This window comes from Erythrobacter ani, assembly GCF_019204025.1.
GTDB classification, from domain to species: domain Bacteria; phylum Pseudomonadota; class Alphaproteobacteria; order Sphingomonadales; family Sphingomonadaceae; genus Erythrobacter; species Erythrobacter ani.
In genome coordinates, this window is the sequence record NZ_JAGSPB010000003.1 from 218899 (window position 1) to 233632 (window position 14734).

The following is a 14734-nucleotide window of genomic DNA, read 5'->3' on the forward strand; positions in this document are numbered from 1 at the left end:
TGCTGTAGCATGTTGGTGCGTTGCTTGCGAGATCCAGGCCTAGCCCCCTCGCAGCAATTGCACGCCCCAATCGCGTTCGAACAGGTACAGCAATTGCCTAGCGGCCTCGCCTCTCTCGCTGGTGAGCCCTCCGTCGCGCTCCATCAGCAGGCGCGCATCGCCGTGGGCGACTGGCAGTAGCCTTTGTACCTGGTCGAGATCGGCGATGCGAAAGGCGGCCTCGCCCGACTGACGCGTGCCCAGCAGTTCGCCGCCTCCACGCAGTTCCAGATCCTCTTCCGCAATACGAAACCCGTCCTGCGTTTCGCGCATCAAGGCGAGACGTTTCTGCGCGGTCTCGCTCAATTCCGAACCGCGCAGCAATACGCAGCGGCTTTTTTCGCTGCCTCGGCCCACGCGCCCGCGCAATTGGTGCAATTGCGCAAGGCCGAAACGCTCCGCCTGCTCGATCACCATCAATGTCGAAGATGGCACATCCACGCCGACTTCGATCACGGTCGTGGCCACGAGCAGTTTCGCCTTCCCGTTGGCGAAGCGTTCCATATTGGCGTCCTTTTCCTCGGGCCTGAGCTGCCCGTGGACCAGCACGACGTCCTCGCCGAACCGCTCACGCAATTCTGCATAGCGCGCTTCGGCAGCGGCGATATCGGAGGCCTGGAAAGCGCCATTCATTTCGCGCACCATCGGACAGACCCAATAGGCCTGCTGACCTGTGGCCAGATGACGCTGCACCCCGGCGATCACGTCTTCGGCGCGGTCCTGAGAAACAACCAGCGTCTCGATGGCTTGCCTGCCGGGCGGGAGTTCATCCAGGCGGCTGACATCCATCTCGCCATATTGTGCGAGCGTCAGAGAGCGCGGGATCGGCGTCGCTGTCATTGCAAGGGTGTGCGGCGCGCGCTTTCCCTTGGCTGCCAGTGCCAGCCGCTGCGCCACGCCGAACCGGTGCTGTTCATCAATCACGACGAGACCCAGATCCCTGTAGCTCACGGTGTCCTGAAAAATAGCATGGGTGCCCACGAGGATATCGATCGACCCGTCGAGCAGTCCCATCAATATGCCTTCGCGCTCTCGCCCTTTCGCCCTGCCCGTCAAAAGAGCAACCTCGGCTCCGGTGGGCGCCGCCATTTTTCGCAGAGTTTCGAAGTGCTGGCGGGCGAGAATTTCGGTCGGTGCAAGCAGCGCGGCCTGCTTGCCTGCCTCGACCGCGATCAGCATCGCAGCCAACGCGACCACCGTTTTTCCGGCACCGACATCACCTTGAAGTAGCCGCAGCATTGGCGCCTCCTGCTGCAAGTCACCTTCGATTTCGGCGATCGAACGCTTTTGCGCTCCGGTCATCTCGAACGGCAGGTCTAGCTTCGCACGCATTCCGCCGCCACCGATCAGCGCCTGACCTTTGCGGCGGCGGCTGTCGGCTTTCACCAGCAGCAGGGCGAGGCTGTTGGCCAGCAGCTCATCGTAGGCGAGGCGGTCGCGCGCCTGCTCGTCGCGATCCCTATGGGCAAGATGCAGCGAATCGCGCCAGGTCGGCCACCCCTCTCGCTCAAACTGGCCCGGCTCGATCCACTCAGGCAGTTCGGGAAGGCGCTCCAAAGCTTGCGAGGCGAGCGACGCCACTTTGGGCTGCGTCAGCCCCTCCGATAGTGCATAGACCGGTTCGACCAGCCGGCCCATATGCGCAGCGCTGTCCTTTTCTATGTGGTCGGGGTGCACGATCTGGAGCATGTCGCCGTAGCGATCCAGCCGCCCTGCAACCCAGCGTTTTTCACCCACAGGCAACTGTTTCTTGGCGGAATAGGACGCACGGCCGAAATAGGTCAGCGCGCAGATATTGCCCGCGTCATCTTGCGCGAGAACCCGGTAAGGTCCGCGACCCGGATTCCGGCTGGCCCGGTGCTCGGTCGGGGTGAGAGCGACGATGACTTGTTCGCCCTCCGCGCCTTCATCCAGATTGGCAATCGCGCGGCGCATCACGAAACGTTCGGGCAGATGGTACGCGAGGTCTTTGACCCGCGTCAGGCCGAGCTTTTCCAGCGGCTTCATCAGCTTCGGTCCCACGCCATCGAGATCGCGGGCTTCGGCAAAAAGGGGATTGAGTGCCTCGGGGCGCATACCGGCACTCTATACCGCCTTGAACGCGATTGCCGAGTGCCTTACCGGTCTCAGCATGACGTATATGCCCACATTCGATGAGCGTCTCGCACGGGCCAAGTTCCGCGCATGGCATCGCGGCACGCGAGAGGCCGATTACATGATGGGCGGTTTCTTCGACCGCTATTCTGCGCAGTGGGATGCCGATGCGCTCCAATGGTTCGAGGACCTGCTGGCCGAAGACGATGTCGACGTCATGGCCTGGGCACTGAAGACCGCGCCCGTACCGGAGCGTTTCCGGGGCGAGCAAATCACGAAGATGCAGGCGCTCGACTACGTCGATATCCCGCGCTAATCGCAGCTCTCTTCACACGCCGGGGAACACTCGCCCGTCCCGGCCTTTGACTGGACAGATATGCCCGACCTGAACCGCATTCTGGCGGCGGAGACCCCGCTTACGCTTTCGTCGCTGCCTCGCGGAGCGGTGCCGCTGATCATGAGCGATCTGGCGCGCGCGGTGAAACAGCGTGCCGTGTTCATCGCAGCGGATGATGCGGCCATGCGCGCAGCAGCCGAAGCAGCGCGGTTTTTCGCGCCCGAGGTGGAGGTCATCGAATTTCCCGCATGGGACTGTCTGCCCTACGACCGCGCAAGCCCCGCCCTTTCGGTCAGCGCGGCGCGTCTGTCGGCACTTTTCAAACTGCAGCAACCGGCTGGCGGATCGCAATTGCTGGTCACGACGATCAATGCCGTCCTGCAACGCGCGCTGACGCCCTTTCGCATTCGCGAAAGCGTGCGCGAGTTCAAACCCGGCACGGCGATCGGGCATGAAAGTCTCTCGGCACTGCTCACGCGCCTGGGTTACACGCGCACCGACACCGTGATCGACCACGGCGAGTTTGCAGTTCGGGGGTCGATTGTCGATATTTTCCCGTCCTCGCTCGACGAGGGTTTACGGCTCGATTTTTTCGGCGATGAGCTCGAAAGTCTGCGCCTGTTCGATCCGGGAACCCAGCGTTCGACCGGCACACTCAAATCGCATTTGTTGCTGCCAGCATCCGAAGCGCTTCTGGATGAAGACAGCATCAAACGGTTCCGGTCGCGCTACCGCGAAATGTTCGGCGCCCCTGCGACGCAAGATCCTTTGTACGAGGCGGTCAGCGAAGGGCGGCGTCTCGCGGGCATGGAACATTGGCTGCCGCTGTTCGAAAAGAAACTGGCAACACTGTTCGATTATCTCGGAGCGGACGATCTCGTCGTCATCGATCAGAGCGCGCTCGGCGCAGCAGATGAACGCCTGACCGACATCCAGGATTACCACGACCAGCGTGAGCGCATCGCCGCAGACAAGACCGGCAGTTATCGGCCTCTCGAACCCGGCGCTCTCTATCTGCAGAAGAATGAATTCGACGCCGCCCTGAAAGCCGCTCCGGCGCACCGCGCCAGCGTTTTCGCCGCGCCCGAAAGCGAGGCCAGCATTGACTTTGGATTCAAGGCCGCCCGCGACTTCACTCCTGAACGCGGACGCGGCGACAATGTTTACGAATCCGCGGCAGCCCATTTCAAAGCGGTTGCGAAGTCAGACCGAAAGCCGCTTTTCGCCGCTTACTCTACCGGAAGCCGATCGCGGATCGCGTCCATCCTTTCCGAGGCCGGCTGCGAAAGCGTCGAGGCTGAAAGCTGGCAGGAAGCGCTGGGCCTCGCTGCAAAGGGCAAGATGGCGGCCATGGTGCTGCCGCTCGAAACGGGGTTCGCGAATGACGATCTCGAACTCCTTACCGAACAGGACGTGCTCGGCGACAGGCTCGTCCGGCGAAAGAAAAAGCGCAAGGGTTCCGATGCCTTCCTTGCCGAACTTCAGGCGCTCGCGAGGGGCGATCTGGTGGTCCATGTCGAGCACGGGATCGGCAAATATCTCGGCCTCGATCCCGTGGCAGTCGGGAAGAGCCAGCACGATTGCGTCGCGCTCGAATACAGGGGCGGCGACAAGCTTTTCATTCCGGTCGAAAATATCGACGTGCTTTCACGCTATGGTTCGAGCGAGGAAAGCGTCCCACTAGACCGGCTGGGCGGCGAAGCATGGCAGAAACGCCGTGCGAAGCTGAAGGAGCGCATCACCGCGATTGCCGGCGAGCTGATGAAAGTCGCTGCCGAACGCGCACTCAAGAAAGCGCCCGTTTTCGAGACCGAAGAAGCGAGCTACAACCAGTTCATCGACCGCTTCCCTTGGGAGGAGACCGACGATCAGGATGCGGCCATCGGCGATGTGCTGCGCGATCTTGAAAGCGGGAGGCCGATGGACCGCCTCGTCTGCGGCGATGTCGGCTTCGGGAAGACCGAAGTGGCCCTGCGCGCCGCCTTCGTCGCGGCGATGAACGGGCAGCAAGTGGCCGTTGTCGCCCCCACCACATTGCTGGCACGCCAGCATTACCAGAACTTTTCCGAGCGCTTCGCCGGATTTCCGCTAAAGGTAGGGCGTCTCTCGCGGCTGGTGTCATCGAAAGAGATGTCCGAAACACGCGAGGGACTGACCACCGGGCAGATCGACATTGTCGTCGGCACGCACGCGATCCTTTCCAAATCTACCGAGTTCGCCAATCTCGGCCTTGTCATCGTCGATGAAGAGCAGCGCTTCGGCGTAACGCACAAGGAAAAGCTGAAGCAGCTTCGCTCCGACGTGCATATGCTGACCCTCACTGCAACGCCGATCCCGCGCACGCTGCAAATGGCGATGACCGGATTGCGGGAGCTTTCAACCATCCAGACCCCGCCAGTCGACCGCCTCGCCGTGCGAACCTATGTGATGGAATGGGACGACATGGTCATGCGCGAGGCATTGCTGCGTGAGCACCATCGCGGCGGACAGAGCTTCATCGTGGTACCGCGCATCTCCGACATGGCGGCGGTCGAGGAATGGCTGCATGAAAACGTGCCCGAGGTGAAAGCGATCTCCGCACACGGTCAGATGGGAGCGGGCGAGATCGAAGAGCGGATGAGCGCATTCTATGAAGGCAAATACGAAGTGCTGCTTTCGACCACGATCGTCGAATCCGGCCTCGACCTGCCGAGCGCCAACACGATCATCATTCACCGTGCCGACCGTTTCGGCCTCGCTCAGCTTTACCAGCTGCGCGGGCGCGTCGGCAGGGCGAAACTGCGCGCCTATGCTTACCTCACCTATGAGAAAGACGTGCAGCTATCAGAGGTTGCAGAGAAACGGCTCAAGGTGCTGAGCGATCTCGACAGCCTTGGCGCGGGCTTTCAGCTTGCCAGCCACGATCTCGACATTCGCGGTGCGGGCAACCTGCTCGGCGACGAACAATCGGGGCACATTCGCGAGGTCGGCTTCGAGCTGTATCAATCGATGCTGGAAGACGCGATTCTCGCCGCGAAAGCCGGCGAAATGGGACTGGAGGCGGCGAAGGATAAGGTCTCGCCGCAGATCACCGTCGATGCGCCGATCATGATTCCGGAGGAATACGTTCCCGATCTCGCAGTCAGAATGGCGTTATACCGCCGGCTCAACCAGGCCCAGGACAAGGCCGAGATCGAAAGCCTTGCAGCCGAAATGATCGACCGGTTTGGCGATCTTCCACAGCCGACAAAGAACCTGATCCGCCTGATCGAGATCAAGCATCAGGCAATCGAAGCCAACATCGCAAAGATCGATGTCGGCGCACGCGGCACGCTGGTAACATTCCACAATGATGATTTCCCGGATGGGCCCGGCCTCATCGCCTATGTCGACAGGCTGCAGGGAACGGCGAAGCTGAGGCCCGACATGAAGCTTGTCATCAGCCGCGCCTGGGGCGATCCGCAAAGCCGCCTCAACGGGCTTTTCCAGTTGACCAAGGGATTGTCCGGTATCGTCAGGAAGGCACGGAAGAAAGCTAAAGAACCCGCCTGACCGATTCCGCCGACTAGCCGTGCCCTTGCCCGCGTGCGGTCGCCGCCAATGCGAGCATATCCGCGCTTTTCATCGGCGGTGCGCGCAGAAAACCCTGCCAAAATTGACAGCCCTCGGATTTGATTGCCGCGCGCTGTATCTCGCTTTCAATACCTTCGGCATACACATCGAGTTCCAGCGCCGCGGCGAGCGCAATGATCGCCCGCAAGACCGCCAGCGCCTTGGCATCGCCGGGCACCTTATCGACCATGATCTTGTCGAGCTTGATTGCGTCGAGCGGCAGCTCTCGCAGGTATCGAAAATTGCAGAACCCGGCTCCGAAATCGTCGAGCGCCGTCCGAAACCCGAGATTGCGCAGGGCCTTGAGAGCCTCCCCGGCCTGCCTGATGTCCCGCAGCAGAAGGTCTTCGGTTATTTCCAGCATGAGCCGCTCGGGAGCGATTGCACTTTCTCCGATCAATCTGGCGAAATCGGACGCGAAATGCGGGTCGCCCAGTTCTTCGGGCGTGATGTTGAGCGAAAGCGATAGTTCATGAGGCCATGATGCCGCCTCTTCGAGCGCGCGTGCGACCAGATGGCGCGACAGCGGCGCGACCAGCGCGGCGCGCTCGGCAATGGCGAAGAGATCACGCGCACCGATCTCGCCCAATGTCGGATGCTGCCAGCGGGCCAATGCCTCGGCTCCGACCAGAGCGCCTGACGCTGTTTCGAATTGCGGCTGAAACAACACCTCAATTTCGTCACGATCCAATGCGCGCAGCAAATCCTTATCGCGCGCAGACGAGCTCACTCCCGGCAATGAGCCCTGCAGCGACTTTCGAAGCGATGGATAAAAAGGCGGTTGCTCGTTTGACATATCTTCTCTTTGGCCCGGCCTCTCTTATGCGGCAGTTTCGGACAAGGCTTACAGCATTTGCAATCCGCCCGAAATTGGAACAACAGGATATCATGCAGGATAAGCATCGCCTCGGCCGCATTGATCGAAGCGTATGGACCCGAAAAGGGCGATTTTCGATTGAGGTTGAGGGGGCCTGACCGGTTTATGACTAAGTCGATCAACGGCCATTCCCATCCGTACAAACGGATGGCGCTGCTCGCATCAGAGACGGAGCGCGCACAAGAGGCCTACGCAGCGATGTTTGCGCAGCAGGATTGGGTTCCCATTGAGGAGGCCGATGTCGCCGTGGTGCTCGGCGGGGATGGTTTCATGCTTCAAACACTCCATTCCATGCTCGATTGCGGGCGGGTCATTCCGGCTTACGGCATGAATTTGGGCACTGTCGGGTTTCTGATGAACCGGTATGACAAACGCGCGGTCATCGCCAATCGCTTGGCCAAGGCCAACAGCAAATCGATCGCCCCGCTCAAAATGGACGCTGTGACCCAGGACGGAACACAGCACACGCTTAGCGCGATCAATGAAGTTTCCCTGCTTCGCGAAACCCGCCAGACCGCCAAAATTGAGGTAACCGTGGGAAGCCGCGTTCGGATCAAGGAACTGATTTGCGACGGGGTGCTGGTGTCGACGCCTGCCGGTTCGACAGCGTATAATCTTTCTGCCAACGGACCAATCCTGCCACTGGACAGCGAAGTGCTCGCGCTCACTCCGATCAGCCCATTTCGTCCGCGTCGCTGGCGCGGAGCCATTCTGCCAGACCGGATGCGGATAAAGCTGCGCGTGCTCGACCCTGACAAACGCCCCGTTGCCGCTGTCGCCGATCAGAAAGAACTGCGCGATATCGCCGAGGTCACCTTGGAAATCGCGCACGAGACCGAGCTCGAATTGTTATTCGATCCGGGACAATCGCTCGAAGAACGCATTGTGGCCGAGCAATTCGTGGTCGAGTGACATTTCCGACTAAAACACTCTTGCATTGATAGTGCGCCGCCCATATACGCGCGCTTCGCACTCGGCAGACAAACCGGGTGCTGCTCCCCGATAGCTCAGCGGTAGAGTAGGTGACTGTTAATCACTTGGTCGTTGGTTCGAATCCAACTCGGGGAGCCATCATTTCTTCAACACTTTGTTAACTTTTGCGGCCCGTCCGATCCCGAATTGGGACTGGGGATGGGTTACGCTTTCGTTAACGCGTGCGCGCTGTCTAGGCGGTTCTCCTGTTTTCAAAGGAGCCCTACCATGTCCAAATATACGTTTCGCAGCAGCGCACCCGATCCATGGACCCAGCCCCGCCCGTTCCGCGATCCGACCCTGCGTCGGTATCACTATGGCAAGATTCAACCGATGGAAGAGCCACGCGGCTTTTTCGCGCGACTTCTGCGCGCGAGCTGACAGTCGGGCGGTCAGGAACCGCCCAGCAACCGCAGTCCGACAATCAGCACGAGCGCTGCGGTCAGCCACCTGATCCAGCGTTTGGGCAACACCTTCACCGCCATCAGGCTGCCGATCTGTCCGCCGATCGCCACCGCGATCAGCAGCGGCAGAGCGGCACCCAGGGCGCTGCCGAGTCCGACGCTTCCCGGCTTCAGCAATTGACCTGCGAGCCCGAAGAGTGAGTTGACCAAGATGAAAAAGCTCGCCGTCGCCGCGATTGCGCGCGCGTCGCGCCAGCGGGTGAGGTGAAGCAGCGGCGCGAGAAAGATGCCTCCGCCAATACCGACCAAGCCGGCAAGATAACCCAAAGGCGCGGCGATCAGCGGCATGAAACGTGCGAGCCTGGTCGGCACATCACTCGAATGCTCGCTGACCGGTATCAACATGGTCGCAGCCGTCAGCACCAGACTTGCGCCCAGAAGCAGCATGAAGCCCGATTGACCGATCGGCGTAACCCCGCCCAGAAACGCCGCTGGCGCCGCAATAGCCGTCATAACGATGGCTCCGCGCCACGGTGTCACTCCGGCCCGCGCGAAGCGTACCGAGCTGCCGGCGACCACCACGATATTGCAGGCCAGCACCACGACCGGAAGAAGCCGGTAATCCAACCCTGAAAGCGCGAGCAAGGCAGCATAGGTCGATCCGCCGCCAAACCCGACGCTGGCATACAGCAACGCCGTGACGAGAAATGCCAGCGCGAGCAGCGCCGGGACTGCTCCGATCATCGCGCTGCCCTGCCCTAATTCCGGTGACCGCAATCAGGCGGTCTGCCTCGCCCCAGCGGCGCCGTGGCAATGCTTGTACTTGTTACCGCTGCCGCATGGGCACGGTGCATTGCGGCTGACGTCAAGGTTCGCATAGGGATCTTCGGTGTTCGCTCCGCCCGGCCCCGCCGCCGCGCGAGCCGATCCTGCGAGCGAGCCAAACAATTCTGGCCGATCTTCCGATCCATCACCGTCACCCGAGTTATCAAGGCCGGTCAGCGGATCGATGTGCCCGGTCAGGAAATCAGGCAGGTCCGGCAACGCTTCGGTCTCAGGCTGAGCAAGGCGCAATTCGGATTTGAACAGCAGCTTGGTGACTTCCTCACGCAGTGTATCGAGCATGTTTTCGAACAGCCCGAACGCTTCCTGCTTGTATTCATTGATCGGCTGTTTCTGCGCGATCCCGCGCATCCAGATGACCTGTCGCAGCGCATCGAGCGTTGCGAGGTGCTCCTTCCAGTGGAAATCGAGCTGCCGCAACAACACGTCCTTCTCGACAAGGCGCCAGATCGATGGGTCGTTCTTCGCGATCTTTTCTTCCATCAGCCTGTCGGTCTGTTCGCGGAGGCGCTCTTCGATCAGCTCAGGTTCGACCTGGTCTTCCTCCAACCACTCCTCAAGGGGCGGCGTAAGGCTAAAGACTTCTTCGACTTTCTCCTTGAGCAGCGCGATATCCCACTGTTCGGGATAGGAACCCGGAGGGCACGCGGTTCCAACGATGGAATTGATCGTGTCGTGGCGCATATCGACCACAACATCGTCGACCGTCTCGGAATCCATGATCTCTTCGCGCTGCTCGTAAATGACCTTGCGCTGGTCGTTCATCACATCGTCGTACTGCACGACCTGCTTACGCGTATCGTAATTGCGCGCCTCGACCTTTTTCTGGGCGGTCTCGATGGCCTTGGACAGCCATTTGGAACCGATCGCCTCGCCATCTTCGAGGTTCGAATTCATCATCTTCGCAAAAAGAGTGTCCGGGCCGAAGATGCGCAGCAGATCATCCTCCAGGCACAGGTAGAAGCGCGAGAGGCCAGGGTCGCCTTGACGACCCGAACGTCCGCGCAGCTGGTTGTCGATCCGGCGCGATTCGTGACGTTCGGTGCCGAGCACGAACAGGCCTCCTGCTTCGAGCACTTTTTGCCGCTCTTCGGCTACGGCTTCCTTGATCGCCGCGATCGCCGCATCTTTCTGCGGGCCATCATCCATGTCGCTGGTTTCGTCCTCGATACGGAATTCGACATTGCCGCCGAGCTGAATATCGGTCCCGCGCCCAGCCATGTTGGTCGCGATGGTCACCGCACCGAGCCGGCCTGCCTGCGCGACGATATGCGCTTCGCGTTCATGCTGACGCGCGTTCAGGATTTCGTGCTTTACACCTTCCTTGTCGAGGAACTGGCTGAGCAATTCCGACTTCTCGATCGACACCGTACCGACAAGGACCGGCTGACCGATCTCGTTCTTCTCCTTGATCGCCTTCGCAATGGCGGCGAACTTGTCCAAAGTGTTCTTGTAGAATTCGTCTTCTTCATCGATGCGCGCGACCGGCAGGTTGGTCGGAATTTCGACGACATTGACGCTGTAGATGTCCCAGAATTCCGCGGCCTCGGTCGCGGCGGTTCCGGTCATCCCGGAAAGCTTGGGATACATGCGGAAATAATTCTGGAACGTGATCGAAGCCATAGTCTGGTTTTCAGGCTCGATCTTGACGCCTTCCTTCGCCTCGACTGCCTGATGCAGGCCGTTCGACCAGCGGCGACCGTCCATCATTCGGCCCGTAAACTCATCGATGATCACGACCTTCTCGTCCTTGACGATGTAGTGATCGTCGCGGCGGAACATGTGGACCGCCTTCAAAGCCTGGTCGAGATGGTGGACGACCTGGGTATTCTCGATGTCGTAGAGGTTTTCGGTTTCCAGCAGGCCTTTCTCGATCAGCAAGGCTTCGACCTTGTCCAGCCCATCTTCGTTGAGCTGGATGTTCTTGCTTTTCTCGTCCTTGTCGTACCACTCCTCGGGGATCTCTTTCGCCACCTCGTCCAGCTTCACGTAGAGATCGGACTTGTCCTCAGTCGGGCCCGAGATGATCAGCGGCGTTCGTGCCTCGTCGATCAGGATCGAGTCCACCTCATCGACAATCGCGAAATTGAACGGACGCTGTGCCATCTGGCTGCGCTCGTGCTTCATGTTATCGCGAAGGTAATCGAACCCGAATTCGTTGTTCGTCCCGTAAGTGATGTCGGAATTGTATGCGTCGCGTTTGGTGTATTCATCCATGTTCGGGATGATCGTGCCGACCGACAGGCCCAGCCAATTGTAAAGCTGTCCCATCCATGCCGCATCGCGCGTGGCGAGGTAGTCGTTCACCGTCACGACGTGCACGCCCTTGCCTTCGATCGCATTGAGATAGACGGCGAGCGTAGCCATGAGGGTCTTACCTTCGCCCGTGCGCATTTCCGCGATCTCGCCGCGATGGAGCACGATGCCGCCGATCAGCTGCACGTCGAAATGCCGCATTCCGAACACGCGCATCGACGCCTCCCGGACCGTGGCGAACGCTTCAGGCAGGATGTCGTCGAGCGAACTTCCACTGTCGAGCAGGCCGCGAAACTTGTCGGTCTGCGCACGCAGATCGTCATCGGAAAGCGCCTGCATTTGCGGCTCCAGACCGTTGATTTCATTGACGATCTTGCCAAGCGATTTGATATAGCGATCGTTCGAGGAGCCGAAGATCGATTTCATAAGGGAATCGAGCATGGGAGAGGATAGCCTTGAATTGCGTGCAGCCCGTCAACGGGGCCGAAAAACACATGGATTTGATAAGGGGAGTTCGCGCCGACAATGCGGGCGGGTTACGATAGAATTTCTTGTGAACGCGCTATTCGTATGCGCGTTCGATCCCCATCAGCACGGGCAGGCGCAATGTGCGCGGGCGCGGTGTGCGAAGATCGATCTGCGAACCCTTGGGGTCCGACAATGTCCTGCCTGGACGTTGCCCAACCTGTGCCTGCTCTCCCGCAGTCGCGCTTTCCGAAGCGGCAGAAACGCTGGAATCGCAAGGTGATGGTTCGGACATATAAGACGCGGCGGCCGGTACGCTGAGCGCAGCGAGGCCTGATATCAGGGCCAGAAAGGCTAAAAATCTTCGCGTCATTGCCATGCAAGATAATGCTTTTGGGCCCGCGCGTCCACTTTCTTTGCCGGATTTACTGTGAGCGGACGCTCGCCTAAGCGGTTGCGCTATGGATTTAGCTGTATCCCCGCTCGCCCTCCCGTTCCCGGATATGCCGCCCATCGGAGGCGTGAAACTGCGCGCCGCGCGGGCCCGTTACAAGGATTGGGAGAGGGCCGACCTCACCTATGTCGAACTATGCGAAGGCACTGCGGTCGCGGGGGTATTCACTCAGTCGCTGTGCGCCTCGAGCGAGGTGGAGCTCGGCCGTGAGCAAGTCAGATCGGGCCGCGCGAGAGCGCTGATAGTGAATGCCGGAAATGCGAATGCATTCACCGGCTATCGCGGACGCGAAGCCGTGGAGGCAATCATGGCACAGGCTGCGGATCACATTGGGTGCTCGCCGCGCGAAGTGCTGGTTTCCTCCACTGGCGTGATCGGCGTCCCGCTTCCCAAGGACAAAGCGCAAGACGGCGTTGCCGCAGCTTTTGCCGCCGATGCTGCAAGCTGGGAGGATGCCGCCAAAGCCATTGGAACCACGGACACATTTGCCAAAGGTGCGCATGCTTCGGCCATGATCGGCGAAAACCGGGTCGAGCTATGCGGGATTATCAAGGGGTCGGGCATGATCGCCCCCGACATGGCAACGATGCTCGGCTACATCTTCACGGATGCCGACGTGGCGCCCGCATTCCTGCAAACGATGTTGGATCAGGCGACCGCAAAAACGTTCAATTGCATCACCGTAGACGGGGACACGTCCACGAGCGATACGGTTCTGGTGTTCGCGACCGGAAAAGCGGCGCATCCCTCAATCGAGGATTGGGACAGCCCCGGTGCCGATGCCTTTGCAGCTGCGCTCAACGATGTCTGCCGCGAGCTGGCGCAATTGGTCGTGCGAGACGGCGAAGGGGCGAGCAAGTTCGTCAATGTGCACGTGTCAGGAGCAGCGAGCGACGAGAGCGCGCGCAAAATCGGTCTCGCGATCGCCAATTCACCGCTCGTCAAGACCGCGATAGCCGGTGAAGACGCGAATTGGGGCCGCGTGGTCATGGCGGTTGGGAAGGCGGGTGAACCGGCGGACCGTGACAAGCTCTCCATCGGCTTTGGCGGGATATGGGCCGCGCGCGAGGGTCTGCCGGTCGACGGCTATGACGAGGCACCCGTCGCGGAGCATTTGAAGGGCGAGGAGATCGATCTCGCGGTCGACCTCGGCATCGGCGACGGGCGCGCGACAGTTTGGACCTGCGACCTCACCCACGGGTACATCTCGATCAATGCGGACTACAGGAGCTGAGATGAGCCCGCTCGACGAAGAAATCCGCGACCTCATGCGGTTTGCAGCGCAGCGATCGATCCTGCCCCGGTTCCGAGCGCTGTCGGACAGCGAAATCGAGATGAAGGGCGAGGACGATCCTGTTACTGTGGTTGATCGCGAGGTCGAGAGCTTTCTGACCGAAGCCCTGGCGAAGCTAGCTCCCGGCGTTGCCATCGTCGGCGAAGAAGCGGTTCATTCCGACGAAGGTGTGCTCGAACACCTATCGGGCCAATGCTGGATCATCGACCCTCTGGATGGAACGGCGAACTTTACCGAGGGCAAGGAGCCGTTCGGGATAATCATCGCTCTGGCCGATGCCGGAAAAGCGGTGGCCGGGTGGCTATATGATCCGAACAAAGACCGCCTCTGCCATACGAAGCTGGGCGAAGGTGCGTTCGTCGATGGCGAAAAGATCCGTGCTCAGACGACAGGCGGCGCCCCGCCGGTCGCTGCCATCAGCCGGATTTTTCTGACCGAGGAACAGCGCGCACAAGTAGATAGGAAGCTCGCGCCGCATTATTCCCTGGTCGACATTCCGCGCTGCGCCGCCGAGCAATATCCGCGCCTGGCGCTCGGCGAGAACGACGTGTCGAGTTTCAAGCGTACCTACGCATGGGACCATGCAGCAGGGGTGCTGTGGCTGAATGAAGCGGGCGGAAAGGCAGCGCGGCTCGACGGAAGCGAATACCGCGTCGACGAGCAAGACAAACCAGGTCTAGTGGGCGCGTCTAGCCCGGCAGTTTGGGACGAGTTTGTCGGGCGAGTCCTGAACCCGCCCGAATAATTCACTAGCGGCGATCAGATCTCGCTTTCGATCCAGTCCTTGAGCTGGCTCTTCGGCGCTGCGCCAACTTTGCGCGCGACCGCTTCTCCATTCTTGAACAACACCATCAGCGGAATCGACTGCACACCCATTTCGGCAGGAATGCCGGTGTTTTCCATGATGTCCATCTTTGCGATGGTGACCTTTTCGCCCAGCTCATTGCTGATTTCCTCGAGTGCGGGCGCGATCATCTTGCATGGACCGCACCATTCCGCCCAGAAATCTACCAGAACGGGCTTGTCGCTTTCGAGGACGTCGGCCTTGAAGCTTTCATCGGTCACATTGACGGTGGACATCTTTATTCTCCTGTAACTTCGTTGCCAC

The 14734-nt window shown here is 60.3% G+C and carries 12 protein-coding genes and 1 tRNA gene; 7 read left to right on the forward strand and 6 right to left on the reverse strand.

All coding sequences use genetic code 11. The annotated features are described in order from the left end of the window. Positions 1-39: 39 nt before the first annotated feature. Positions 40-2115 (reverse strand): ATP-dependent DNA helicase RecG, encoded by a 2076-nt coding sequence (recG, locus tag KCG45_RS13860; RefSeq protein WP_218317891.1) that lies wholly within the window; start codon positions 2113-2115, stop codon positions 40-42. A gap of 64 nt (positions 2116-2179) precedes the next feature. On the opposite strand from recG, the gene KCG45_RS13865 reads away from it, so the two are divergent. Next, on the forward strand, positions 2180-2449 hold the full coding sequence (locus tag KCG45_RS13865) for an FAD assembly factor SdhE (RefSeq protein WP_439648934.1): 270 nt from the start codon (positions 2180-2182) through the stop codon (positions 2447-2449). Between the two features lie 60 nt (positions 2450-2509). Further along, on the forward strand, positions 2510-6001 hold the full coding sequence (mfd, locus tag KCG45_RS13870) for a transcription-repair coupling factor (RefSeq protein ID WP_218317893.1): 3492 nt from the start codon (positions 2510-2512) through the stop codon (positions 5999-6001). Between the two features lie 13 nt (positions 6002-6014). Here mfd and KCG45_RS13875 read toward each other — a convergent pair whose 3' ends face one another. After that, the gene (locus KCG45_RS13875) at positions 6015-6857 is read right to left on the reverse strand and encodes an EAL domain-containing protein (protein WP_218317894.1); all 843 of its coding nucleotides are present in this window, start codon (positions 6855-6857) and stop codon (positions 6015-6017) included. Positions 6858-7043: 186 nt separating this feature from the next. Between KCG45_RS13875 and KCG45_RS13880 the strand changes: the two genes are divergently transcribed. The 3 genes from KCG45_RS13880 to KCG45_RS13890 all read left to right on the forward strand — a co-directional run bounded on the left by KCG45_RS13880 (position 7044) and on the right by KCG45_RS13890 (position 8291). Then, the gene (locus tag KCG45_RS13880) at positions 7044-7850 is read left to right on the forward strand and encodes an NAD kinase (protein ID WP_218317895.1); all 807 of its coding nucleotides are present in this window, start codon (positions 7044-7046) and stop codon (positions 7848-7850) included. 84 nt (positions 7851-7934) lie between these two features. Beyond that, a tRNA-Asn gene (locus KCG45_RS13885) sits at positions 7935-8009 on the forward strand. 129 nt (positions 8010-8138) lie between these two features. Then, complete coding sequence (locus tag KCG45_RS13890) at positions 8139-8291, forward strand: hypothetical protein (protein WP_190787533.1); 153 nt, start codon at positions 8139-8141, stop codon at positions 8289-8291. A gap of 11 nt (positions 8292-8302) precedes the next feature. On the opposite strand, the gene KCG45_RS13895 is transcribed toward KCG45_RS13890, so the two are convergent. From KCG45_RS13895 to KCG45_RS13905, 3 genes are all read right to left on the reverse strand, one after another. Continuing rightward, the gene (locus tag KCG45_RS13895; protein ID WP_218317896.1) at positions 8303-9058 is read right to left on the reverse strand and encodes a sulfite exporter TauE/SafE family protein; all 756 of its coding nucleotides are present in this window, start codon (positions 9056-9058) and stop codon (positions 8303-8305) included. A 33-nt stretch (positions 9059-9091) separates the two neighbouring features. After that, complete coding sequence (gene secA, locus KCG45_RS13900) at positions 9092-11854, reverse strand: preprotein translocase subunit SecA (protein WP_218317897.1); 2763 nt, start codon at positions 11852-11854, stop codon at positions 9092-9094. 121 nt (positions 11855-11975) lie between these two features. Next, complete coding sequence (locus KCG45_RS13905) at positions 11976-12257, reverse strand: hypothetical protein (protein ID WP_218317898.1); 282 nt, start codon at positions 12255-12257, stop codon at positions 11976-11978. Between the two features lie 82 nt (positions 12258-12339). Here KCG45_RS13905 and argJ point away from each other — a divergent pair, with 82 nt between their 5' ends. Next, complete coding sequence (gene argJ / locus KCG45_RS13910; RefSeq protein ID WP_218317899.1) at positions 12340-13566, forward strand: bifunctional glutamate N-acetyltransferase/amino-acid acetyltransferase ArgJ; 1227 nt, start codon at positions 12340-12342, stop codon at positions 13564-13566. 1 nt (position 13567) lies between these two features. Continuing rightward, positions 13568-14371, forward strand: a complete 804-nt coding sequence (locus tag KCG45_RS13915; RefSeq protein WP_218317900.1) for an inositol monophosphatase family protein — start codon at positions 13568-13570, stop codon at positions 14369-14371. 14 nt (positions 14372-14385) lie between these two features. On the opposite strand, the gene trxA is transcribed toward KCG45_RS13915, so the two are convergent. Continuing rightward, positions 14386-14706, reverse strand: a complete 321-nt coding sequence (gene trxA, locus KCG45_RS13920) for a thioredoxin (RefSeq protein WP_218317901.1) — start codon at positions 14704-14706, stop codon at positions 14386-14388. Positions 14707-14734 lie beyond the last annotated feature (28 nt).

Coding starts and splice junctions, on each gene's coding strand:
- recG (WP_218317891.1), bottom strand. CDS start 2,115: ATGCGCCCCGAGGCACTCAATCCCCTTTTTGCCGAAGCCCGCGATCTC.
- KCG45_RS13865 (WP_439648934.1), top strand. CDS start 2,180: ATGCCCACATTCGATGAGCGTCTCGCACGGGCCAAGTTCCGCGCATGG.
- mfd (WP_218317893.1), top strand. CDS start 2,510: ATGCCCGACCTGAACCGCATTCTGGCGGCGGAGACCCCGCTTACGCTT.
- KCG45_RS13875 (WP_218317894.1), bottom strand. CDS start 6,857: ATGTCAAACGAGCAACCGCCTTTTTATCCATCGCTTCGAAAGTCGCTG.
- KCG45_RS13880 (WP_218317895.1), top strand. CDS start 7,044: ATGACTAAGTCGATCAACGGCCATTCCCATCCGTACAAACGGATGGCG.
- KCG45_RS13890 (WP_190787533.1), top strand. CDS start 8,139: ATGTCCAAATATACGTTTCGCAGCAGCGCACCCGATCCATGGACCCAG.
- KCG45_RS13895 (WP_218317896.1), bottom strand. CDS start 9,058: ATGATCGGAGCAGTCCCGGCGCTGCTCGCGCTGGCATTTCTCGTCACG.
- secA (WP_218317897.1), bottom strand. CDS start 11,854: ATGCTCGATTCCCTTATGAAATCGATCTTCGGCTCCTCGAACGATCGC.
- KCG45_RS13905 (WP_218317898.1), bottom strand. CDS start 12,257: ATGGCAATGACGCGAAGATTTTTAGCCTTTCTGGCCCTGATATCAGGC.
- argJ (WP_218317899.1), top strand. CDS start 12,340: ATGGATTTAGCTGTATCCCCGCTCGCCCTCCCGTTCCCGGATATGCCG.
- KCG45_RS13915 (WP_218317900.1), top strand. CDS start 13,568: ATGAGCCCGCTCGACGAAGAAATCCGCGACCTCATGCGGTTTGCAGCG.
- trxA (WP_218317901.1), bottom strand. CDS start 14,706: ATGTCCACCGTCAATGTGACCGATGAAAGCTTCAAGGCCGACGTCCTC.